The organism is Kitasatospora misakiensis (assembly GCF_042656005.1).
Taxonomy (GTDB): domain Bacteria; phylum Actinomycetota; class Actinomycetes; order Streptomycetales; family Streptomycetaceae; genus Kitasatospora; species Kitasatospora misakiensis.
In genome coordinates this window covers 42,611-62,291 of record NZ_JBHSOF010000004.1, presented here as the reverse complement: position 1 = coordinate 62,291, position 19,681 = coordinate 42,611, and the positions used below count along the sequence as shown (strand labels likewise).

Annotated in this window: 17 protein-coding genes; 6 read left to right on the top strand and 11 right to left on the bottom strand. The window is 72.3% G+C overall.

What is annotated here, in order from left to right; all coding sequences use genetic code 11:
- Positions 1-135 precede the first annotated feature (135 nt).
- Positions 136-363, bottom strand: coding sequence for a hypothetical protein (locus ACFP3U_RS05345; protein ID WP_380224016.1), 228 nt, complete (start codon positions 361-363; stop codon positions 136-138).
- Between the two features lie 158 nt (positions 364-521).
- On the opposite strand from ACFP3U_RS05345, the gene ACFP3U_RS05340 reads away from it, so the two are divergent.
- On the top strand, positions 522-1,250 hold the full coding sequence (locus ACFP3U_RS05340) for a GntR family transcriptional regulator (RefSeq protein WP_380224015.1): 729 nt from the start codon (positions 522-524) through the stop codon (positions 1,248-1,250).
- Between the two features lie 103 nt (positions 1,251-1,353).
- Here ACFP3U_RS05340 and ACFP3U_RS05335 read toward each other — a convergent pair whose 3' ends face one another.
- The 5 genes from ACFP3U_RS05335 to ACFP3U_RS05315 all read right to left on the bottom strand — a co-directional run bounded on the left by ACFP3U_RS05335 (position 1,354) and on the right by ACFP3U_RS05315 (position 7,082).
- Positions 1,354-1,566: a hypothetical protein gene (locus ACFP3U_RS05335; protein ID WP_380224014.1), complete on the bottom strand. Its 213-nt coding sequence runs from the start codon at positions 1,564-1,566 to the stop codon at positions 1,354-1,356.
- Between the two features lie 78 nt (positions 1,567-1,644).
- Positions 1,645-2,916, bottom strand: a complete 1,272-nt coding sequence (locus ACFP3U_RS05330; protein WP_380224013.1) for a sensor histidine kinase — start codon at positions 2,914-2,916, stop codon at positions 1,645-1,647.
- Positions 2,917-2,924: 8 nt separating this feature from the next.
- On the bottom strand, positions 2,925-3,647 hold the full coding sequence (locus ACFP3U_RS05325) for an ABC transporter permease (protein ID WP_380224012.1): 723 nt from the start codon (positions 3,645-3,647) through the stop codon (positions 2,925-2,927).
- Complete coding sequence (locus ACFP3U_RS05320; RefSeq protein ID WP_380224011.1) at positions 3,644-4,630, bottom strand: ABC transporter ATP-binding protein; 987 nt, start codon at positions 4,628-4,630, stop codon at positions 3,644-3,646. Before ACFP3U_RS05320 ends, ACFP3U_RS05325 begins: the two co-directional genes overlap by 4 nt.
- 298 nt (positions 4,631-4,928) lie before the next feature.
- Positions 4,929-7,082, bottom strand: a complete 2,154-nt coding sequence (locus ACFP3U_RS05315) for a S9 family peptidase (RefSeq protein ID WP_380224010.1) — start codon at positions 7,080-7,082, stop codon at positions 4,929-4,931.
- A gap of 336 nt (positions 7,083-7,418) precedes the next feature.
- Between ACFP3U_RS05315 and ACFP3U_RS05310 the strand changes: the two genes are divergently transcribed.
- The 5 genes from ACFP3U_RS05310 to ACFP3U_RS05290 all read left to right on the top strand — a co-directional run bounded on the left by ACFP3U_RS05310 (position 7,419) and on the right by ACFP3U_RS05290 (position 13,473).
- Positions 7,419-7,613 carry a DUF2304 family protein gene (locus tag ACFP3U_RS05310; RefSeq protein WP_030307746.1) on the top strand — a complete coding sequence of 65 codons (195 nt, stop codon included), beginning with the start codon at positions 7,419-7,421 and terminating at the stop codon, positions 7,611-7,613.
- Between the two features lie 49 nt (positions 7,614-7,662).
- The gene (mshB, locus tag ACFP3U_RS05305; protein ID WP_380224009.1) at positions 7,663-8,589 is read left to right on the top strand and encodes an N-acetyl-1-D-myo-inositol-2-amino-2-deoxy-alpha-D-glucopyranoside deacetylase; all 927 of its coding nucleotides are present in this window, start codon (positions 7,663-7,665) and stop codon (positions 8,587-8,589) included.
- Positions 8,586-9,044 carry a DUF6113 family protein gene (locus tag ACFP3U_RS05300; protein WP_380224008.1) on the top strand — a complete coding sequence of 153 codons (459 nt, stop codon included), beginning with the start codon at positions 8,586-8,588 and terminating at the stop codon, positions 9,042-9,044. The genes mshB and ACFP3U_RS05300 overlap by 4 nt, the downstream gene beginning before the upstream one ends.
- 237 nt (positions 9,045-9,281) lie before the next feature.
- Positions 9,282-11,639, top strand: coding sequence for a hypothetical protein (locus tag ACFP3U_RS05295; protein ID WP_380224007.1), 2,358 nt, complete (start codon positions 9,282-9,284; stop codon positions 11,637-11,639).
- 115 nt (positions 11,640-11,754) lie between these two features.
- Positions 11,755-13,473 (top strand): ABC transporter family substrate-binding protein, encoded by a 1,719-nt coding sequence (locus tag ACFP3U_RS05290; protein ID WP_380224006.1) that lies wholly within the window; start codon positions 11,755-11,757, stop codon positions 13,471-13,473.
- A 75-nt stretch (positions 13,474-13,548) separates the two neighbouring features.
- Here ACFP3U_RS05290 and ACFP3U_RS05285 read toward each other — a convergent pair whose 3' ends face one another.
- The 5 genes from ACFP3U_RS05285 to ACFP3U_RS05265 all read right to left on the bottom strand — a co-directional run bounded on the left by ACFP3U_RS05285 (position 13,549) and on the right by ACFP3U_RS05265 (position 19,312).
- A complete protein-coding gene (locus ACFP3U_RS05285) occupies positions 13,549-14,568 on the bottom strand; it encodes an ABC transporter ATP-binding protein (RefSeq protein ID WP_380224005.1) in 1,020 nt (339 codons plus the stop codon).
- Positions 14,561-15,655, bottom strand: a complete 1,095-nt coding sequence (locus tag ACFP3U_RS05280) for an ABC transporter ATP-binding protein (protein WP_380224004.1) — start codon at positions 15,653-15,655, stop codon at positions 14,561-14,563. Before ACFP3U_RS05280 ends, ACFP3U_RS05285 begins: the two co-directional genes overlap by 8 nt.
- 15 nt (positions 15,656-15,670) lie before the next feature.
- Positions 15,671-16,636, bottom strand: coding sequence for an ABC transporter permease (locus ACFP3U_RS05275; RefSeq protein ID WP_380224003.1), 966 nt, complete (start codon positions 16,634-16,636; stop codon positions 15,671-15,673).
- Positions 16,629-17,573: an ABC transporter permease gene (locus ACFP3U_RS05270; protein WP_380224002.1), complete on the bottom strand. Its 945-nt coding sequence runs from the start codon at positions 17,571-17,573 to the stop codon at positions 16,629-16,631. The genes ACFP3U_RS05275 and ACFP3U_RS05270 overlap by 8 nt, the downstream gene beginning before the upstream one ends.
- Positions 17,574-17,665: 92 nt before the next feature.
- Entirely contained in the window at positions 17,666-19,312 is a 1,647-nt protein-coding gene (locus ACFP3U_RS05265) for a peptide ABC transporter substrate-binding protein (protein ID WP_380224001.1), read from the bottom strand.
- Positions 19,313-19,681 lie beyond the last annotated feature (369 nt).

The following is a 19,681-nucleotide window of genomic DNA, read 5'->3' as shown; positions in this document are numbered from 1 at the left end:
GAGTCACGAGGTCGTCGACCACGTCGACGACCTCGGCGGGGATGCGCGGAGCCCAGGGAGTGGAGATCTCCCAGTCCGGCGGCACGATCGCAACCGTCTCCCCCGCTCCCGGCACCCAGGGGGAGTCCGCGCCCTTCACGACCTCGCGCCCCTGCGGAGGGCCTCCACCAGCTTCGCCACCTCGACCGGGGAGGCCGCCCCGAGGTCGATCAGCACCACCCCACTCGTGCACACAGACCGCCAATCCACGGCGGCGGAGGGCAACTTGACCTCAATGGCGGCGAGCACCGCCACCAGGTCCTCGAACACCCCCGCTGCCTCCCGGCGCAGTTCCTCGGTCGCCTTGTTCATCATCGAGCCCACAGCCGGCACTCCTCACGATCGAACACGCATGGCAGCGGCTCACCAACGGAGCGTTAGTGAACTAGTCCAGCATGAAGAGTGACGTAGTTCACCCGCTACGGTTTCGAGTGAACTAGTCTGCTCTCACTGTCCGTCAGCAACGGGAGCGAGAGAGCGCCATGTCCGGTGGAGCCGCCAAGACTTACTCCGTCATCGCCGACCACTACCGTCAGCGGATACTGTCCGGCGAGCTGGCGCCCGGCACGAAGTTGCCCAGCAACAAGGAGATCTGCGGGCGCTGGGGGGTGGCGGTCGCGACCGTCTCGCGGGCGCTCCAGCACCTCCAGGTGGAGGGCTACCTGCGGACCAGCCCGCGCGGCACGTTCGTGGCGGACGATCCCCGGGTGACCGCCAGCAGCCGGGAGCGGCTGGCCCGGGTGAACCGGCGGAAGTCCTCGCTCATGGACGGCGAGACGAGCCGGGTCACGGCCGCCGAGCTGGTGGTGCCGCCGCTGTACGTCGCCGACCTGTTCGACCTCGACGGCGGGGCCCAACTCGTCCGGCGCGAGTACATCGTGGGCCGGGGGAAGGCCCGGACGATGTTCGCCGTCTCCTGGTACCCCGCCCACTTCGCGGCGCTCTGCCCGGACCTGCTCAACACCAACCCGGCCCGCAACGACGGCATGACCGCCCGTGTCCTCGAAGCCACCGGCCGCGCGATCACCGTGGGCCGCGACGACATGCACGCCCGCGACGCCACCGCCCGCGAGGCCGCCGCCCTCGCCCTGACCCCCGGCACCCCGATCCTCGCGCTCGTCCACCGCTGGTCCGACGATCAGGGGATCATCGAGTACACCGAGGCCTGCCTGCCGACGCGCTTCACGATCGGCTACGACTACGCGCCCTGAGTGCCTCCCGTGGAGCAGGAAGTCGGGCGGGCCGACTTCCTGCTCCGTGGGGCGAAAACCCGGGACGATCCGGCGTCGGCGGCGCTGTTTCGGGGGCTGGGGTTCAGCGGGGCCGGTCGGCGGGCGCGGTTCGAGCGCCGGTAGCGGCCGGCGGGCAGCCCGGGACGGCGGGACCGGGGCCGTCGAGCGGCGCGTACGCGAAGTAGCCGGCCACGCACGGTGCCCCCGAGGCCGGGCCGCCCGCCTCGGTGAGGGCGGCGCACGGGATCAGCGACAGGAGCAGGACGACGAGCACCAGTACGGCAGGCTTCGACATGCCCGTCATGCTGCCCGCCCTCCACTCCCACCGGCGGTGCGACGGGCCGTGGGGCGGCAGGATCCGCCGGACAGGCCCCTACCGCGCCTCGGCGGACTCGGGGGTGACGGTGACCGTCCGCAGCGGTACCAGGGCCCGCAGCCGGAAGCCCCGGCCCCGCTCGCCCGGCCCGGTCTCCAGCCGGCCGCCGACCAGGGCGAGCCGCTCCTCCAGGCCGGAGAGCCCGTTGCCCGGCTGGGACTTGCCCGGCCCGCGCCCGTTGTCGCCGACCTCCAGGACGGCGTAGCGCTCGCCGTCCCCCTCCCAGCTCTCGTCGGCCCGCACGGTGCAGACGGTGGCGCCCTCGCCGTGCCGGACGATGTTGGTGACCGCCTCGCGCAGTGCCCAGGCGAGCGCGCCCGCCTCCTCGGCGGCCAGCCCCGGCCAGGCGTCGACCAGCTCCGGCGCCGCCTCCAGGGTGACCTGGGCGGCGGCCAGCGCGGTGCGGGCGGCGGCCAGCTCGACCGGCAGGGTGGGCCGGCGGAAGCCGGTGACCGCCTCCCGGACGTCGATCAGCGACTGCCGGGCGACGTTCTCGATGTCGGCGACCTGCGCCCGCGCCGCCTCGTCCTTGCCCGCGTCCATGCTGTGCTGATCCATGAGGCGCCCGGCCAGCTCGCTCTTCAGCGTGATCAGCGACAGCGAGTGCCCGAGCAGGTCGTGCAGGTCGCGGGCGAGCCGCAGCCGCTCCTCGGAGGCGGCCAGGTGCGCGACGGCGGCCCGGGCCTCGCGCAGCTCCTTCATGGTGGCGACCAGGCGCTGCAGGCCGGTCATCGCGACGCCGGAGAGGAAGGCGGTCAGCGCGATGGTCGGGATGTCGCCGCGGTCGGCGTCCGCGGCCAGCCCGACCAGGACGGCGAGCCCGGCCATACCGGCCACCGCGGCGAGCGCGAACCGGGCCGGGGCGATGATCGCGACCGCCACCGAGGCGTAGGTGAACAGGGTCAGGAAGGCGGTGCCGAGGCCGAAGGTGGTGACGATCGCGACCGCCACCATCGTCGCGACGATCGCCCGGCAGAGCCGGAGCCGCATCCCCGCCAGCGAGCGGAAGACGATCAGCGCGACGTACCCGGCCACGAACGCCGCCAGCGCCAGCCAGCCGGCCACCCGGCCGGCCGCCGAGTGGCCGCCGTGCAGCAGGTCCTGCACCGGGTAGATCAGGTAGAACATCCAGAGCAGCATCCAGCTGATCTTGACCATCAGCTGCCGCCGGGTCTCCACCGGGCCGCCCGGGATGTTCATGAACGACGCCCGCGCCACACCCGCCTCCGGATGCTCGTCGGTGCGGTGGATCGGGCGCGCGTCGCTCATGTCGATCATCATGCCTGTCGGGTGTCGCGGCGGTACAGCGCCGCCGCGGCGGCGACGAACACCGCGAGGAAGGCCGCCAGCCCGGCGACGGCGACGGTGTCCAGGGAGTGCCCGGGCTGGGTGAAGGTGGCCAGCCGGTTGTACAGGTACACCGGGTTGAACCGGGCGAAGGTCTCCAGCGAGCCGCTCACCGGGAACCACGTCCCGCCGAACAGCGCCATCGCCATGTAGGCGATCATCACGATGGTCTGCACCGAGTCCGGCGCCGCCGCGTAGCCGAGCGCCACGCCGAGCGCCGCGAAGACGAAGCTGCCCAGCCAGAGCGCGGCCAGCAGGCCGATCCACTGCCCGGCGCCCAGCGAGACGCCCTGGCTCGCGCCGACCGCGAAGACCACCAGGATCGCGGGCAGCGTGGTGACGGCGCTCGCGGCGATCTTCCCGAGGGTGTACGCCCGGCCGGGCAGCGCGGTCAGCCGCAGCTGGCGCACCCAGCCGCTCTTGCGCTCCAGCGAGATCCGCTGCGCGCTGCCGGTCAGCACCGCGCCGACCGCGCCGAAGGTGGCCATCGAGACCATGAAGTAGGTCTTCACCGGGAGTCCGCCGGCCAGCTTGTCCGAGCTGTAGGCGTGGATGAAGAAGAAGTACATCAGCGCCGGGTAGGCGATCGTGAAGAGCAGGTAGCGCCGGTTGCGGAGGCTCCGCAGGATCTCCAGCCGGATCAGGGTGGTCATCGCGCACTCTCCAGAGCGGTCTCGGCGGCGTCGGCGGCTGCTGCGGCGTCCGCGGACTCGGCGGCGTCCTGCTCGCCGGTGATGGTCAGGAAGGCCTGTTCCAGACCCAGGCCGGTGACCTCAAGGCCGCGCGGGTACAGCCCCGCCCGGTAGACGGCGGCGACGGCGGCGTCCGCGTCGGCGGTGCGGATCCGCACCGTCCGCACACCGGGGACGCGGGCCGTGACCTCCAGGCCCCGCACCCCGGGCAGCCGGCGCAGCGCCGCCTCGTCGAACGGGCCGTCCGCCTCGTGCAGCTCGAAGGTGATCCGGCGGACGCCGGCCCGGGCCTTGATCTCGGCCGAGCTGCCGTCCGCGATCAGCCGGCCGCGGTGCAGGACGAGGACGCGGTCGGCGATCGAGTCGGCCTCCTCCAGGTAGTGGGTGGCGAACAGCACGGTGCGGCCGGCGTCGGCCTGGGCCCGCATGCTCGCCCAGAAGGACTGCCGCACCGAGACGTCCATGCCGGTGGTGGGCTCGTCCAGGACGATGAGGTCGTTGGCGCCCGCGATCGCGAGGGCGAAGCGGACCCGCTGCTCCTGGCCGCCGGAGAGCTTGTCGACGCGGCGCTCGGCGAGTTCGGTGACGCCCGCGTCCGCCAGCACCTCGGCGACGGTCCGGCCGCGCGGGTGCACGTCGCAGGCGAGCCCCACCAGTTCGCGGACCTTGACGTCGGCCATCAGACCGCCGCTCTGCAGCATCGCGCCGACCCGGCCGGCGGCGATCGCGGCCCGCGGGGCGCCGCCGAACAGCGTGACGCTGCCGTGGTCGGGCTCGCGCAGGCCGAGCAGCAGGTCGAGGCTGCTGGACTTGCCGGCCCCGTTCGGGCCGAGCAGGGCGACGGTCTCGCCCGGCCGCAGGACGAGGTCGAGGCCGTCCACGGCCCGCACCCGTCCGTAACTCTTGCTGACGCCCCGGAAGGCGGCGACTTCGCCCGTGCTCATCGTCCCGGTCCTCTCCCCTGCTGGTGGTGTCCTTCGCACCACCTCAGAGTCCCGCGCGGCCGGGGTCGGGCGGCAGTCACCGCCGTCGTGCGTTCGGCATGACAGATGTCATGCCGAACGCACGCCGCGCGTCACGGGGCGCACCACAGCGCTTGTCGGTGGCGGCCGCCAGCGTGTCGCCCACATCGAGGCCGGACAGGCCCTTGGGGGAGCGGGGTGGGCACGCCCCGGCACCGCTCGTCCGCGGGCCCGGGCTCCCTGCTCCGGCCCCGCTCCCCCTCCTCCCGCTCCTCCCGCCTCAGCCGCCGAGCGACTTCTTCACGAAGTCGACCTGGAGCAGCAGCAGGTTCTCGGCGACCTCCTCCTGCGGCGTCATGTGGGTGACGCCGGAGAGCGGCAGCACGGTGTGCGGGCGCCCGGCGGCGAGCAGCGCCGAGGAGAGCCGCAGGGTGTGCGCGGCCACCACGTTGTCGTCGGCGAGCCCGTGGATGATCATCAGCGGCCGCTCCAGGCCGGGCGCGTAGGCGGTCAGCGAGTTGCCGTCGTACACCTCGGGCCGCTCGGCCGGGTGGCCCAGGTAGCGCTCGGTGTAGTGGGTGTCGTAGAGCCGCCAGTCGGTGACCGGCGCGCCCGCGACCGCCGCGTGGAAGACGTCCGGACGGCGCAGCACGGCGAGCGCGGCGAGGTAGCCGCCGTACGACCAGCCGCGGATCGCGACCCGGTCGAGGTCGAGCGGGAACTCCTCGGAGAGCGCCCGCAGCGCGTCGACCTGGTCGTCCAGGGTGGCCCCGGCGAAGTCGAAGGCGATCGACTTCTCCCAGGCCGGCCCGCGCCCGGGGGTGCCCCGGCCGTCGGCGACGACCACCGCGAAGCCCTGGTCGGCGAACCACTGCGAGTTGAGGTGCGGGTTGTGCGCCTGGACGACGCGCTGGCCGTGCGGGCCGCCGTACGGGTCCATCAGGACGGGCAGCAGGCCGTCCCGCTCGCGGTCGTAGCCGGTGGGCAGGAAGACCGCGGCGGGGATCCGGCGCTCGCCGGCGAAGCGGAACACCGGGCGGGCGGTGATCACCGGGGCCTCGGCGAAGGAGGCGATGGTGGCGATGTCGTCCACCACGACGCCCTCCGGCAGGTCCCGGGCGACCTGCACCAGGGTGCCGGGCAGGTCGGGCTCGGCGGTGGCCCGCACGGTGATGCCGGCCGCGTGCACGGCGGTGCTGACGGAGGTGAACGGGCGGCCGTTGGCGGCCTCCCAGGAGAGCCGCTTGCCGTCGTGGCCGATCCGGCCGACGGCGATCCAGCCGGGCTCGGGGTCGGTCTCGGCGGCGCCGCCGGAGGCGGTGAAGAGGACCTCCTCGGCGGTGACCGCGAGCACCGAGCGCAGGTGCAGGTCGGGGCCGGTGACGGTGTGCTCCCCGACGACCAGCGCCCGGGCGCCGGACTCGTCGGAGATCCGCACCAGCTTGCCGTCCGGGGTCCAGGCCGGGACGCCCCGGAACAGCTCCAGCCAGGCCTCGTCGCGCTCCTCGTGCAGCGGCTCGGTGGCGCCGGTGGCGGTGTCCAGGCCGAGGATCCGCTGGACCCGCTGGTCGCGGGACTGCACGAGCAGCAGCGGCACGCCGCCCTGCGACCAGTGCACCCGGGCCAGGTACGGGAACGCCGCGCGGTCCCAGAGCACCTCGGTGCGGCCGCCGTCCAGGTCGAACAGCCAGAGGCCGACCTCGGCGTCGGCGGTGCCGGCCGCCGGGTAGGCGACCTCGGCGGGCTCGCGGTCCGGGTTGGCCGGGTCGGCGATCCACCAGCGGTTGACGGGGGTGTCGTCGGCCCGCTCGACGAGCAGCCGGTCGCTGTCCGGCGACCACCAGTGGCCCCGGTCGCGGTCCATCTCCTCCTGGGCGATGAACTCGGCCTGGCCCCAGGTCACGTTCGGGCCGTCGGGCTCGGCGAGGGCGCGGTCGCCGGTGCCGTCGGTGCGGGTGAGCCGCAGCTCGCCGGCGGTGGTGGCGTAGGCGACGTGGGTGCCGTCCGGGGAGAGGCGCGGGTCGACCAGCGGGCCCTCGGCGGGCAGCTCGGCGGTGGTGCCGGCGACCAGGTCGGCGACGAACAGGCGGCCGGAGAGCGCGAAGGCGGCGAGCCGGCCGGCGCCGTCCAGGGTGTAGCCGACGATGCCGGCCGAGCCCTCGCGGCTGCGCTCGCGGCGGGCCTTCTCGGCCGGGGAGAGGTCCTCCTCCCCGCCGCCCAGCAGGACGGCCGGGTCGGCGGCGATCCGCTCCTCGCCGGTGGCGGTGTCGAGGGTCCAGAGCAGGTTGGCGCGGTCGCCGCCGGAGGGCGAGCGCAGGAAGACGACCCGGGAGCCGTCGGGTGCGACGGAGAACGACCGGGGGGCGCCGACGGTGTAGCGCAGGGTGCGCGCGTACTGCCTCGGGAAGGTGTCCGCTGAGGTATGGGTGGTCATGGCACCAGACCCTATGACGCGGTCCCCCCGGCGGTGATCACTCGTTCGGAGCATCGTGCGCAAGTACGCCCGGAAGGGGGCCGCACCCCCTCCGACCGGCCCATGCGCCCCACGAGTGCCCCTGTGCCCCGGGGTGTGCGGACTCACTCCTCGTAATGGCCGACTCACTCATCGGGTATGACTGGTGCACGAGTGATCGTCGGGCCCCGTCCCGGACCCCGGTCGCCCGACCGCAGGTCCCGCAAGTCCCGCAGTCGCCCGACCGCAAGTCCCGCACGGTACGACCGCCGCCCCTCCCCCAAGGGGGTGGCGCACCCGGAAGGGGTGTGAGCCGCCATGGCCCTGTCCATCTCCGCAGCCATGCTGATGCTGGTCATCGTGGTGGTGCTGATCCGCCGCTCCGGTCTGAAGCTCGCGCACGCGATCGTCTGCGCGCTGCTCGGCTTCTACCTGGCGTCCAGCTCCATCGCCCCCTCGATCAGCCAGGTCACCAGCAACCTCGCCGGGATGATCAACGGTCTGAAGCTCTGACCCGCCGCATGCGGCCGCCGGGCCCCGCCCGGTCGTTAGGCTTCCTCCCATGACCGCGACTACCGGCCGCCGCCTGCTCCTGGTGCACGCCCACCCCGACGACGAGTCGATCAACAACGGCGCCACCATGGCCCGGTACGCCGCCGAGGGCGCCCACGTCACCCTGGTGACCTGCACCCTCGGCGAGGGCGGCGAGGTGATCCCGCCCGAGCTGGCCCACCTGACGGCCGACCGGGAGGGCACCCTCGGCGCGTACCGGATCGGCGAGCTGACGAAGGCGATGGCCGAACTCGGGGTCACCGACCACCGCTTCCTCGGCGGCCCGGGGCGCTACCGCGACTCCGGGATGATGGGGGTGCCCGACAACGACGCGCCCGGCTGCTTCTGGCGGGCCGACCTGGACGAGGCCGCCGACCGGCTGGTCGCGGTGGTCCGCGAGGTGCGCCCGCAGGTGCTGGTCACCTACGACGAGGACGGCGGCTACGGCCACCCCGACCACATCCAGGCGCACCGGGTCGCGATGCGCGCGTACGAGCTGGCGGCCGACCCGGCCCACCGGCCCGAACTGGGCGCGGCCTGGCGGATCGCCAAGGTGTACTGGAACCGGGTGCCCCGGTCGGTGGTCCTGCGGGCCCTCGCCGAGACCGCCGAGAAGGCGCCGTTCCCGGGCGTGGCGGAGCCCTCGGACATCCCCGGGGTGGTCGACGACGAGTTGGTCACCACCGTGCTGGACGGCGCGGCGTACACCGACCGCAAGGCCGCCGCGCTGACCGCGCACGCCACCCAGATCACCGTGGACGGCGCGTACTTCGCGCTCTCCAACCACCTCGGCCAGCCGCTGCTCACCACCGAGTACTACCAGCTGGTGCGCGGCCAGGCCGGGCCGCGGCTGCCGGAGCAGGACCTCTTCGCCGGCCTGGACCTCGACGCCCCGGCCACGGCCGCGGCCTCCGCCCCCGAGGAGGGTGCCCGATGACCGCGACCGACGCCCGGCCCGCGCGCCGTTCGATCCCGGCGAGGCTGCTCGGCACCCGTGCGGAGCGGCTGAAGGAGCCCCAGCCCCCGCGCGCCGCACGGATCGCGGCTTATGTCCTGTTCTTCCTGCTGGGCATCGCGGTGTCGATCTGCGGAGCCTTTGTGCAGGCCTTGTGGCCGCCGGTGGGAGTCCTGCTGGCCCTCGCCGCCACCGCCGCGACCTTCTACGGCGGGCTGCGGGTGACCGGCACCCGGCTCGGCGCGGGCGTCCCGGCGGCCGGCTGGTTCCTGGCCCTGCTGCTGGTGATGGTCCCCCGCCCGGAGGGGGACAACGTGCTCTGGACCAATGCCACGTCGCTCTGCTGGCTGTTCGTCGGATCGATCCTGGGCGTGATCTGCGCCACCCTGCCCACCCGCGCCGGCTGGTTCCCCGGAGTACCGGGGCCGCCGCGCTGACCCGGGCGGGCACCCGCGTACGGTGGCCGGTACGACGGGCAGTCAGCACCGCCCGGTCGTACTCTCATACCGGAGGAACCGGACGTATCGGGATCTGTCCGAACCCGTTCACCGGTCGGTTCTTCCCAGTATGGTGGTGCCGCAGAACGCCGTACCCGACGCCGCCCGCCTGGTCCGGCGCCGACGAACCGCGGTCGCGCCGCACGGCCCGGCCCGCGAACCCGGAGCAGAGCAGCATTGAGCAGCCGCGAATCTGACAACGCCCACCCGACGCCTCGGCGCACGGGCCCGGACGCCTACCCGTCGGGCACCCCGCCCTACGGCACACCGGGGTTCCCCGGCGGCGACCGCACGGGTACCGGCGCCGCCAACGGCTCGGCTCCGGAGGGCGAGGACGAGACCCCCAAGACCGAGACCACCCTCACCACCCGCGTGCGGATCAACATCCCCGGCTCGCGCCCGATCCCGCCGGTGGTGGTCCGCAGCACGGTCAAGAACGAGGACGGCCCCGGCGAGGACGCCCCGGCGCCCGCCCCCGAGCCGGCCGGCCCCCGGCACCGCTCCGCCGCGCCCGCCTCCCCGGTGCTCGGGGTGATGGACGGCGGCAACCGCTCCACCCCGCCGGACCTGCCGCCGGAGTGGGAGATCCCGCCGGCCCCCTCCGAGGCCGAGTCGACCGGCGCCTGGTTCCGCCCCCGGCAGAAGAAGGCCGCGGCCGACGGCGCCGCCCCGGTGCCGGCCGGCGCCACCGCCGCCGCCACCGCCGCGCCCGCTGCCCCCGCCGCCCCCGCCGCGGCGCAGCGCGGCGCCACCCGGCCGAACGGCGCCCACCCCAACGGCAACCGCCCGCAGAACGACCGGCCCCAGAACGACCGGCCGCAGAACGACCGCCCGCAGACCGAGCGTCCCGCCGCGGCCCGTGCCAACGGCCGCCCGGTGCCCGCCCAGGCCCAGGCCCCCGGACCGCGTCCGACCGGCGCGCCCGCCTCCCCGTACGGCGGCCCCGAGCTGCCCGCCGACGAGGCCGGCGTCTACGCCGACACCCCGGCCGACGCCTTCGCCCCCGGCGCCGACCCGTTCGCACCCACCGGCCCGACCGACCCCTTCGGGACCACCGGACCGGCCGACCCGTTCGGCCCGGGCGCCGGCCGGCCCGGCGGCGCCCCGCAGGGCCCGGGCCACCGCCCGGCCCCCGGCGGGCCCGGCACCGCGAACCCCGAGGACACCTCGGTGGACGGCTTCGCGCCGATCCGCGACAACGCCCCGGCCGCCCCCATACCCGGCTCCCCCGCCGGCCCGAACGCCGGCGGCCCGAACGCCGGCGGCCACCCGCAGCCCGGCCTGTTCGCCTCCGCCCCGCCCACCGCCGACCCGTTCGCCACCCAGCGCCCGCCGGTCGCCGGCCCGAACAGCGCCCCGGCACCCGCCGGCCTCTTCCCCGGTGCCCCCGGCCGCCCCGGCGGGCCCGGCCCCGCCGGCTGGCAGGAGGGGCCCGGCGCCGCTCCCGCCCACCCGCGCCCCGCGGGCGCGCACACCGAGCCGCCCGCCGGCCCGTCGCCCGACGCCGCCCCCGCGGCGGACGGCCCGTCCGGCCCGAAGCCCGCGCCGGCCGCCAAGCCCGCCGCGGCCGCCAAGCCCCGGCCGAGCGCCGCCAAGAAGCTGGTCAAGCTCGCCACCTACGCCGTCGCCGGGGTGCTCTTCCTCGGCGCCGCCGCCTACGGCACCGGCCTGATGCTGAACCAGTCCGACATCCCCAAGGGCATCGTGGTGCTCGGCACGGACATCGGCGGCAGCAACCGCGACCAGGCCATCCACCAGCTCGACGAGAGCGTCGGCAAGGCCGGCCAGCAGCCGGTCAAGCTGAAGGTCGGCGACCAGACCCTGGACCTCGACCCGACCGCCGCCGGGCTGGCCTTCGACACCACGGCCACCGTGGACAAGCTCACCCAGCACTCCTACAACCCGGTGGACGTCCTCAAGTCGCTCAAGGGCGACGAGAAGGCCGTCCCGCCGGAGGTCAAGGTCGACCGGGCCAAGCTCAAGTCCGCGCTGGAGGCGCTGGCCGGCGGCTCCGGCCAGGGGCTCCAGGAGGGGTACGTCAAGTTCGCCGAGACCGGCGAGCCGGTCGTCGTCCCCGGCAAGGCCGGCCAGGCCGTGGACTCCGCCGCCGCCGTCGACCTGGTGGACGCGGCCTACCGCGACCGCGCCGCCGGCAAGCCCGAGCAGCCCGTCGCGCTGGCCGTCACGGCCGCCCAGCCGAAGACCTCGCCGCAGGCCCTCCAGGGCGCGGCGGACACCCTCGGCAAGTCCGTGACCAACGGCCAGATCCACATCCTGGCCGGGACCAAGAAGTTCGACTTCGGGCCGAGGACCGCCGCCGCGGCGCTCACCCTCGTGCCGGACGCCAACGGCAAGTTCGTGCCCAAGTGGGATCTCGACGCGCTCAACCGCCAGCTCGCCGGCGCCTTCGACAAGCTGAAGACGAAGAAGAACGGCCAGCTCGTCCCGATCACCCCGCAGGACGTCGCGGACCAGATCACCGCGCTGTTCGACAAGACGGGTGACAAGGACCGCACCTTCAAGTTCCCGGCCTGATCGAACCGTTACCGAGGGGCGGGTCCGGATCCGGATCCGCCCCTCGACAACGCCGCCCACCGGTCAGCAAGATGTGACGCCTACCGTCCGCCGCATCCGCCCCGGGAGATCCGCCATGGGCCGCCCCCCGCACCACCGCACGGCCCTGCTCGCCGGTCTCACCGCCGTCTCGCTCTCGCTGACGCTGTGCTCCTGCGCCCCCGGCGACGGCTCCGGCGGGAGCGCCCGCGCCCTGCCGAGTTCGGTCGAGACGCCCAAGCTCACCGCCGTCGACATCAACCCGCACGACCGCGCCGAGCTGCGCCAGGGCGGCACCCTGCGGGTCGCGGTCTCCCAGTACTCCACCCAGTGGTCGCCGATCCAGGCGGACGGCGGCGAGTCCTCCACCATCACCGTCACCAAGCCGCTGCTGCCGACCTTCTTCCGCTCCGACGCGGCCGGCACCCAGACACCCAACCCGGCCTATCTGCAGGACGCGCACACCGAGCAGCGGAACGGCCGGCAGGTCGTGGTCTGGACGCTCAACCCCAAGGCCCGCTGGTCCGACGGCACCCCGATCACCTGGCGCGACATCGAGGCCAACTGGCGGGCGCTGAACGGCAAGGACCCGGCCTACCGGGTGGCCAGCAACACCGGCTTCGAGCTGGTCTCGGCGGTCGAGCGCGGCAAGGACGACTACCAGGCCGTGATGACCTTCGAGCGGCCGTTCTCCGAGTGGCAGAGCATGTTCAACGGCGCCGCCAACGCCCCGCTGCTGCCGGCCGCCAAGGTCGCCACCCCCGAGCTGTTCAACACCGCCTACCTGGACGCGATCCCGGTCACCGCGGGCCCGTTCAAGGTGGAGCGGCTGGACCGGGCGGCGCAGACCGTCACCCTGGTCGCCGACCCGGCCTGGTGGGGCGAGAAGCCGCTGCTGGACCGGATCGTCTTCCAGGCGATCCTGCCCAACGCGATGGCCCCCGCCTTCTCCAGGGGCGAGATCGACCTGTTCAACAACGGCCCGGACGTGGCCGGCTACCAGCTGATCCGCAGCACCCCCGGCGCCGCCGTCCGCCGGGCCGGCGGGCCCGACTTCCGCCAGTTCACGCTGAACGGCCGCAGCCCGGCGCTCAGCGACCCGGCCGTCCGCCAGGCCGTCTTCCAGGCGATCAACCGGGACGTCATCGCCCGCTCCGACCTCGCCGGGCTCGACTGGCCGACCGTCACCCTCAACAACCACCTGCTGGTGGCCAACCAGAACGCCTACCGGGACAACTCCCTCGGCCTCAGCCGCTACGACCCGGCCGAGGCCGTCCGCAAGCTCGACGCGGCCGGCTGGAAGCTCGACGGCGACGTCCGCCGCAAGGACGGCAAGGAGCTCAACCTCTGGATGGTCATCCCGGCCGGCGTCACCCAGGCCCAGAACGAGGCCGCCGTCGCCACCGGCATGCTCAAGGAGGTCGGGATCAAGGTCACCTCGTTCACCGCCAACCCCAACGACTTCTTCGACAAGTACGTCAACCGGCGGGACTTCGACATCGCCGCCTACTCGCTGATCGGCACGCCGTTCCCGGCCAGCGGCAACCGGGCCAACTTCGTCCAGAACGGCGGCGCCAACCACGCCCAGGTCGGCAACCCGACCGTCGACGCCGCGCTCGACCGGGCCGCCGGCGCGAACGACGCGGCCACCGCCTTCGAGGCCATCAACCAGGCCGACGCCGAGCTGTGGAAGGTGGCCGGGGTGCTGCCGATCTACCAGCGCCCGCAGCTGTACGGCGCCCGCGCCGACCTCGCCAACATCGGCGCCCAGGGCCTGACCGACATCGTCTGGGAGAACGTCGGCTTCCAGAAGTGACACCCCGCCACGACGGCGGAGGTGCCCCGGAGTCGCGCGGACTCCGGGGCACCTCGGCTGCGCAGCCGGGCGCGGTCAGCCCGAGCCGATCACGTCCCGCACCTCCGCGAAGTGGCAGGCCGACTCGTGCGCGGCCGGCCCGCGCAGCGTCGACGGCACGGCCAGCAGCGGGAGTTCCTCGGTGCACCGCTCCTGCGCCTTCCAGCAGCGGGTGCGGAAGCGGCAGCCGGACGGCGGGTTGGCCGGCGAGGGGATGTCACCGCTGAGCAGGATCCGCTCGCGGTGCTCGCGCCCGCTCGGGTCGGGCACCGGCACCGCGGAGAGCAGCGCCTGGGTGTACGGGTGGGTCGGGTGGGAGTAGATCTCCTCCTCCGTCCCGATCTCGACCATCTTGCCGAGGTACATCACGCCGACCCGGTCGGAGATGTGCCGGACGATCGAGAGGTCGTGCGCGATGAACATGTACGACAGCCGGAACTCGTTCTGGAGCTGCTCCAGCAGGTTGATCACCTGCGCCTGCACCGAGACGTCGAGCGCCGAGACCGGCTCGTCGCAGATGATCACCTCCGGCTTGAGCGCCAGCCCGCGGGCGATGCCGATGCGCTGGCGCTGACCGCCGGAGAACTGGTGCGGATAGCGGTTGATGTACTCCGGGTTGAGGCCGACGACGTCCAGCAGGTCCTGGACGGCCCGCCGCCGGTCGCCCTTGGGCGCCACCTCGGGGTGGATCTCGAAGGGCTCGCCGATGATGTCGCCGACCGTCATCCGCGGGTTCAGCGAGGTGTACGGGTCCTGGAACACCATCTGGATGTTCCGGCGGACGGCCTTCAGCCCGGCCCCGGAGAGCCGGGTGATGTCCTCGCCCTTGAACAGCACCTGCCCGGAGGTCGCCTTCTCCAGGTTCATCAGCACCTTGGCCAGCGTGGACTTGCCACAGCCGGACTCGCCGACGATGCCCAGCGTCTCCCCCTTGACCAGCTCGAAGGAGATGCCGTCCACCGCCCGGACGGCGCCGACCTGCTTCTTGAGGACGATGCCCTGGGTCAGCGGGTAGTGCTTGACCAGGTCCTTGACCTCCAGGATGGGCTCAGCCATGGAGGGTCTCCTTCCAGAAGTGGCAGGCGCTGCGGCGGCCCGGCAGGTCGGCCCCCTCGGCGTCCAGCACCGGGACCAGGCGCGGGAGTTCGGTGTGGCAGACGTCCCGGGCCCGGTCGCAGCGCGGGTTGAACGCGCAGCCGTCCGGGATCCGCAGCAGGCTCGGCGGCAGGCCCTGGATGGCGTAGAGGTTCTGGCCCTTCTGGTCCAGCCGGGGGATCGAGTTGAGCAGGCCCTTGGTGTACGGGTGCGCCGGGCGCGCGTACAAGTCGTGGACGGGGGCCGTCTCCACGATCCGGCCCGCGTACATCACCGCGATCTTGTCGGCGACGTCCGCGACCACGCCGAGGTCGTGGGTGATCAGGATCAGGCCCATGTTGAACTCGGCCTGGAGCTCGGCCAGCAGGTCCATCACCTGGGCCTGGACGGTGACGTCCAGCGCGGTGGTCGGCTCGTCGGCGATGATCAGGTCCGGCTCCAGCGCCAGCGCCATGGCGATCATGATGCGCTGGCGCATACCGCCGGAGAACTGGTGCGGAAAGTCGCCGACGCGCTGGCGGGCGGCGGGGATGCGCACCCGCTCCATCAGCTCGACGGCCTTCTCCTTGGCCTCCTTGCGGCTCGCCCCCTGGTGCACCCGGAACATCTCGCCGAGCTGGTAGCCGACGCTGAGCACCGGGTTGAGCGAGGAGAGCGCGTCCTGGAAGATCATCGCGATCTTCCGGCCGCGCACCGCCCGCCGGGCCCTGGGGGTCATCGTGAGCAGGTCCTCGCCCCGGAACCGGATCGAGCCGGCCGTGATCCGCCCCGGCGGCATGTCCAGGATGCCCATGATCGCCTGCGCGGTCACCGACTTGCCCGAGCCGGACTCGCCGAGCACCGCCAGCGTCTCGCCCGCCGCGACCGAGTAGCTCACCCCGTTGACGGCCTTGGCGACGCCGTCCCGGGTGTGGAACTCGATGTGCAGGTCGTCGACCTCCAGCAGCGGCGTGCCGGGCACCAGGTTCTCCCGGCGCGCTCCGAGCACCTCCACCGCGTCCGGGTCCGGCCCCGCGCCGTCCCTCGCCGGTTTCGTCGTGTCAGTCATGGTCCGCGGCCCTCCTCAGCGCAGCTTCGGGTCGAGGGCGTCGCGCACCGCGTCGCCGAGCATGATGAACGCGAGCACGGTGATGCTCAGCACGGCGGCCGGGAACAGCAGCACGTGCGGGGCGTTCAGGAAGCGGGCCTGGGCGTCACTGATCATCAGACCCCAGGAGATCGCCGGGGACTGGATGCCGATGCCCAGGTAGGACAGCGCCGCCTCGGCGCCGATGTAGACGCCCAGGTTGATCGTCGAGACCACGATCACCGGGGCGACCGCGTTCGGCAGGATGTGCCGGCCGACGATCCGCCCGGTGCCCGCGCCGAGCGCCCGGGCGGCCACCACGTAGTCGTTGTGCTTGTTGGCCAGCACCGCCGAGCGCATCAGCCGGTAGATCTGCGGCCAGCCGAGCACGGCCATCACCGCGGAGACCGTCCAGGCGTTGCCCTCGCCCCAGGTCGACATGATCAGCATGCCGCCGAGCAGCAGCGGGATGGCGAAGAAGATCTCGGTGACCCGGGAGAGCACGCTGTCCCCCACGCCGCCGATCCAGCCGGCCCACAGGCCCAGGGCGCCGCCGACCAGGACCACCAGCGTGGTGGTCACCAGGCCGACGATGATCGAGTTGCGGGCGCCCCAGATGGTGCGGGTGTAGATGTCGCAGCCCTGGACGTCGAAGCCGAACCAGTGCGAACCGCTGGGCCGCTTCAGCGAGTCCGCCAGGTTGCAGAAGCCGCCGGCGCGCGGGTTCGCGTCGGTGAACAGCTGCGGGACGACCGCGAGCAGCACCATGAACAGCACCAGGAACCCGCCGATCAGGAACAGCGGGCTGCGGCGCAGGTCCGTCCAGGCGTCGCTCCAGAGGCTGGCGACCCGTTCGCCGCCCTTGCCGCCCGCTGCGCCGCCCTTCCCGGGGCCGGCCTGGGCGGGGCCGGCCTGGGCGGGGATCGACGCCCCCGTGTTCTCGCTCTTCGTCGGCTCACTCATAGCGGATCCTCGGGTCCAGGACGGCGTACAGCAGGTCGACCACCAGGTTGGCGAACAGGTAGACCATCACCAGGGCGCTCACGATGCCCACGACGATGGTGCGTTCCCGCAGGTAGACGGACTGGAAGAGCTGGTGTCCGACGCCGGGGATGTTGAAGATGCCCTCGGTGATGACCGCGCCGCCCATCAGGCCGCCGAGGTCCATGCCCAGGAAGGTGACGATCGGGATCAGCGCGTTGCGCAGACCGTGCCGGACCACCACCCGCAGCGGGCTGAGCCCCTTGGCCACCGCCGTCCGGACGTAGTCGGCCCGCATGACCTCGATCAGGCTGGTCCGGGTGAGCCGGGCGACGTACGCCAGTGAGGTCGAGGCGAGCACGTAGCCGGGCAGCAGGTAGGAACGGAAACCGGCCTCCTCGTTGAAGGAGACCGGGAAGAAGTCGATGCCGTAGTCGGTGTTGAGCTTCACCCCGATGAGCAGTTGGAGCACGAAGCCGATCACGAAGACCGGGATCGAGATGACCATGAGGGTCGAGATCAGCACCACGTTGTCGATGAACTTGCCGCGTCGCAGGGCGGCGACCACACCGGCGGTGACGCCCACCACCATCTCGATGGCCAGGGCGACGAACGCCAGGTTGATGGTGTACGGGAAGGCCCGCCGCATCACGTCGACGACCTCGTTGCCCCGGTAGTCCTCACCGAAGTCGCCCTTGAACAGGCCGGTCAGGTAGTCCCAGTACTGGACGAAGAACGGGTCGTCGAGGTGGTACCGGTCCCGCAGGACGGCCACCACGGCGGGGTCCTGCCGCTTCTCGCCGGCCAGGGCCTGGACCGGGTCACCGGGCAGGAGGAAAACCAGTGCGTAGATCAGGAACGTCGCGCCGAGGATCACAGGTATGGCCTGGATGATCCGGCGGACCACATAGCGGCCCATGCGGTCTCCTCATGATCGGGGACGCCGGAGCCGGGCGGCGCGGGGGTCGCCCGCACCGCCCGCCTCGGCGTGCCGTTCGGACTGGAAGGACGTCAGGCCAGCTCGACGTTGGCCAGGTCGATGCGGTTCTGGGCGTCCACGACCACGTTCTTGACGGTCTTGGCGTAGGCGGCCGAGGTCATGTAGGTGTAGACCGGGATGTACGGCAGGTCCTTGATGAGGATGTCGTCGGCCTGCTGGTACAGCTTCAGGCCGTCCTCCAGGCTCTTCGCCTGGTCGGCCTGCGAGAGCAGCGACTCGAACTGCTCGTTGACGTAGCCGCCGTAGTTCGAGCCGTTCTCGATCGCGACCTTGGAGAAGATCGGCCGCAGGTAGTTCTCCATGGACGGGTAGTCCATCTGCCAGGCCATCCGGAAGGCGCCGGAGTACTGCTTGTCGCCCAGCGCGTCCAGGATCTTGCCGAACTTCTCGAACGGCTTGAAGGTGACCTCGACGCCCAGGTTCTTCTTCAGCTGGTTGCCGACCGCCTCGATCCACTCCTTGTGGCCGCCGTCGGCGTTGTAGCCCAGCTCGATCGCGTTGTTCGGGACGCCGCCGGCCGTGGTGAAGAGCTCCTTGGCCTTGGCCGGGTCGTACTTCGCCGCGTCGCCCATGGCGCCCTTGCGGTAGCCCGGGATGATCGGGCTGATGAAGTCGTCGGCCGGGACACGGGTGCCGGAGAAGATGGTCTTGGTGATCGCCTCGCGGTCGATCGCCATCGAGATCGCCTTGCGGATCTCCGGCTTGCCGTAGGAGGCCGGATTGGTCGCGAGCGGGAATCCGATGAAGCCGACACCGGACTCCGGCTTGTAGATGTAGCGGTCGCCGAATTCCTGGGCGACCGTCGACATCGCCGAGATCGGGAGCTTGTTGGTGATCTGGATGTTGTTGGCCCGGAGGTCGTTGTAGGCCGTTTCCAGCTTGTCGTAAATCTTGAACGTGACGGAATCCAGCTTGGCCTTTCCGTCCGACTCCGGGAAGTTCTCGTAGCGCTTGACCTTGATCTGCGTGTTGTGCTCCCACTTCCCGTCCATCTGGAACGGGCCGTTGCCGATCGGGGACTCCTCGAACGCCTTCTTGTCCTGGAAGAAGGCCTTCGGCACCGGGTAGAACGCGGTGTAGCCCAGCATGACCTTGAACTGCGAGAACGGATCGGTGAGGGTCACGGTGAAGGTCTTGTCGTCGACCACCTTCAGGCCCTTGAGCTTGTCGGTGGCCGGCTTCTTGTCCTTGCCCGGGGCCAGTTCCTCGGCGCCGTCGATCTTCGAGAAGAAGGGCAGGCCCTCGGCCGCGTTGTCCTGGTTGGCGCCCCAGTTCCAGGCGTCCACGAAGGACTGGGCGGTGACCTTCTCGCCGTTGTGGAAGGTGTAGCCGTCCTTCAGCTTGATCGTCCAGACCTTGCTGTCGGCGGTCTCGATCGACTCGGCGACGCGCAGCTCCGGCTCGTTGGTCTTGCGGTTGTACTCCACCAGGCCGGCGAAGACCTGCGCCAGGACCTGGGCGCCCTCGGACTCCGCGGTGTTCTGCGGGATCAGCCCGTGCTGCGGCTCACCCGACTCGATGCTGATCGAGCCGCCCTTCTTGCCCGACCCGTTGGCCCCGTCCGAGGACTTCTTGTCGCTGCTGGTGCTGCACGCGGAGATCGCGAGCGCGGTGCAGGCCGCCAGTGCGGTCCAGCGCATCGTCTTGGTGAGCCTCATTCAACTGCTCCTCGATTTAGGGGCTTGGGAACGAACGGCGCCCCGCCACCGGTGTGCCGGGCACGGCGGGGGTCGACATCTCAGGGGCGATCCGCACAGCCGGCGAGGTGACCACTGATACGCGCAGAGCAACTATCGATCACCCGACCCCTTCGGCGGAATCGCCACCACGTCTCGTTTCAATTACATGCCGGGACCAACCCGTGACATTGCTCGGCAAATTCCGCCATATCGCGCGCGGAATTATCGGTTCCGCTTTCCGAATAGCGAACCGATAACACCGGTATTCGATGATTTACGAAGCGTAATGATCTATTTCGAAGATCCGGCAGTGGCGCCCGGCGGAATTCGCGCAGGTCGGTGGCCGGA

Excerpts from the sequence above, each read along its gene's own strand:
- ACFP3U_RS05325 (WP_380224012.1), bottom strand. The coding sequence starts at position 3,647 with ATGACCACCCTGATCCGGCTGGAGATCCTGCGGAGCCTCCGCAACCGG.
- ACFP3U_RS05340 (WP_380224015.1), top strand. The coding sequence starts at position 522 with ATGTCCGGTGGAGCCGCCAAGACTTACTCCGTCATCGCCGACCACTAC.
- ACFP3U_RS05275 (WP_380224003.1), bottom strand. The coding sequence starts at position 16,636 with ATGAGTGAGCCGACGAAGAGCGAGAACACGGGGGCGTCGATCCCCGCC.
- mshB (WP_380224009.1), top strand. The coding sequence starts at position 7,663 with ATGACCGCGACTACCGGCCGCCGCCTGCTCCTGGTGCACGCCCACCCC.
- ACFP3U_RS05310 (WP_030307746.1), top strand. The coding sequence starts at position 7,419 with ATGGCCCTGTCCATCTCCGCAGCCATGCTGATGCTGGTCATCGTGGTG.
- ACFP3U_RS05290 (WP_380224006.1), top strand. The coding sequence starts at position 11,755 with ATGGGCCGCCCCCCGCACCACCGCACGGCCCTGCTCGCCGGTCTCACC.
- ACFP3U_RS05270 (WP_380224002.1), bottom strand. The coding sequence starts at position 17,573 with ATGGGCCGCTATGTGGTCCGCCGGATCATCCAGGCCATACCTGTGATC.
- ACFP3U_RS05315 (WP_380224010.1), bottom strand. The coding sequence starts at position 7,082 with ATGACCACCCATACCTCAGCGGACACCTTCCCGAGGCAGTACGCGCGC.
- ACFP3U_RS05335 (WP_380224014.1), bottom strand. The coding sequence starts at position 1,566 with ATGTCGAAGCCTGCCGTACTGGTGCTCGTCGTCCTGCTCCTGTCGCTG.
- ACFP3U_RS05300 (WP_380224008.1), top strand. The coding sequence starts at position 8,586 with ATGACCGCGACCGACGCCCGGCCCGCGCGCCGTTCGATCCCGGCGAGG.
- ACFP3U_RS05320 (WP_380224011.1), bottom strand. The coding sequence starts at position 4,630 with ATGAGCACGGGCGAAGTCGCCGCCTTCCGGGGCGTCAGCAAGAGTTAC.
- ACFP3U_RS05265 (WP_380224001.1), bottom strand. The coding sequence starts at position 19,312 with ATGAGGCTCACCAAGACGATGCGCTGGACCGCACTGGCGGCCTGCACC.
- ACFP3U_RS05280 (WP_380224004.1), bottom strand. The coding sequence starts at position 15,655 with ATGACTGACACGACGAAACCGGCGAGGGACGGCGCGGGGCCGGACCCG.
- ACFP3U_RS05330 (WP_380224013.1), bottom strand. The coding sequence starts at position 2,916 with ATGAGCGACGCGCGCCCGATCCACCGCACCGACGAGCATCCGGAGGCG.
- ACFP3U_RS05285 (WP_380224005.1), bottom strand. The coding sequence starts at position 14,568 with ATGGCTGAGCCCATCCTGGAGGTCAAGGACCTGGTCAAGCACTACCCG.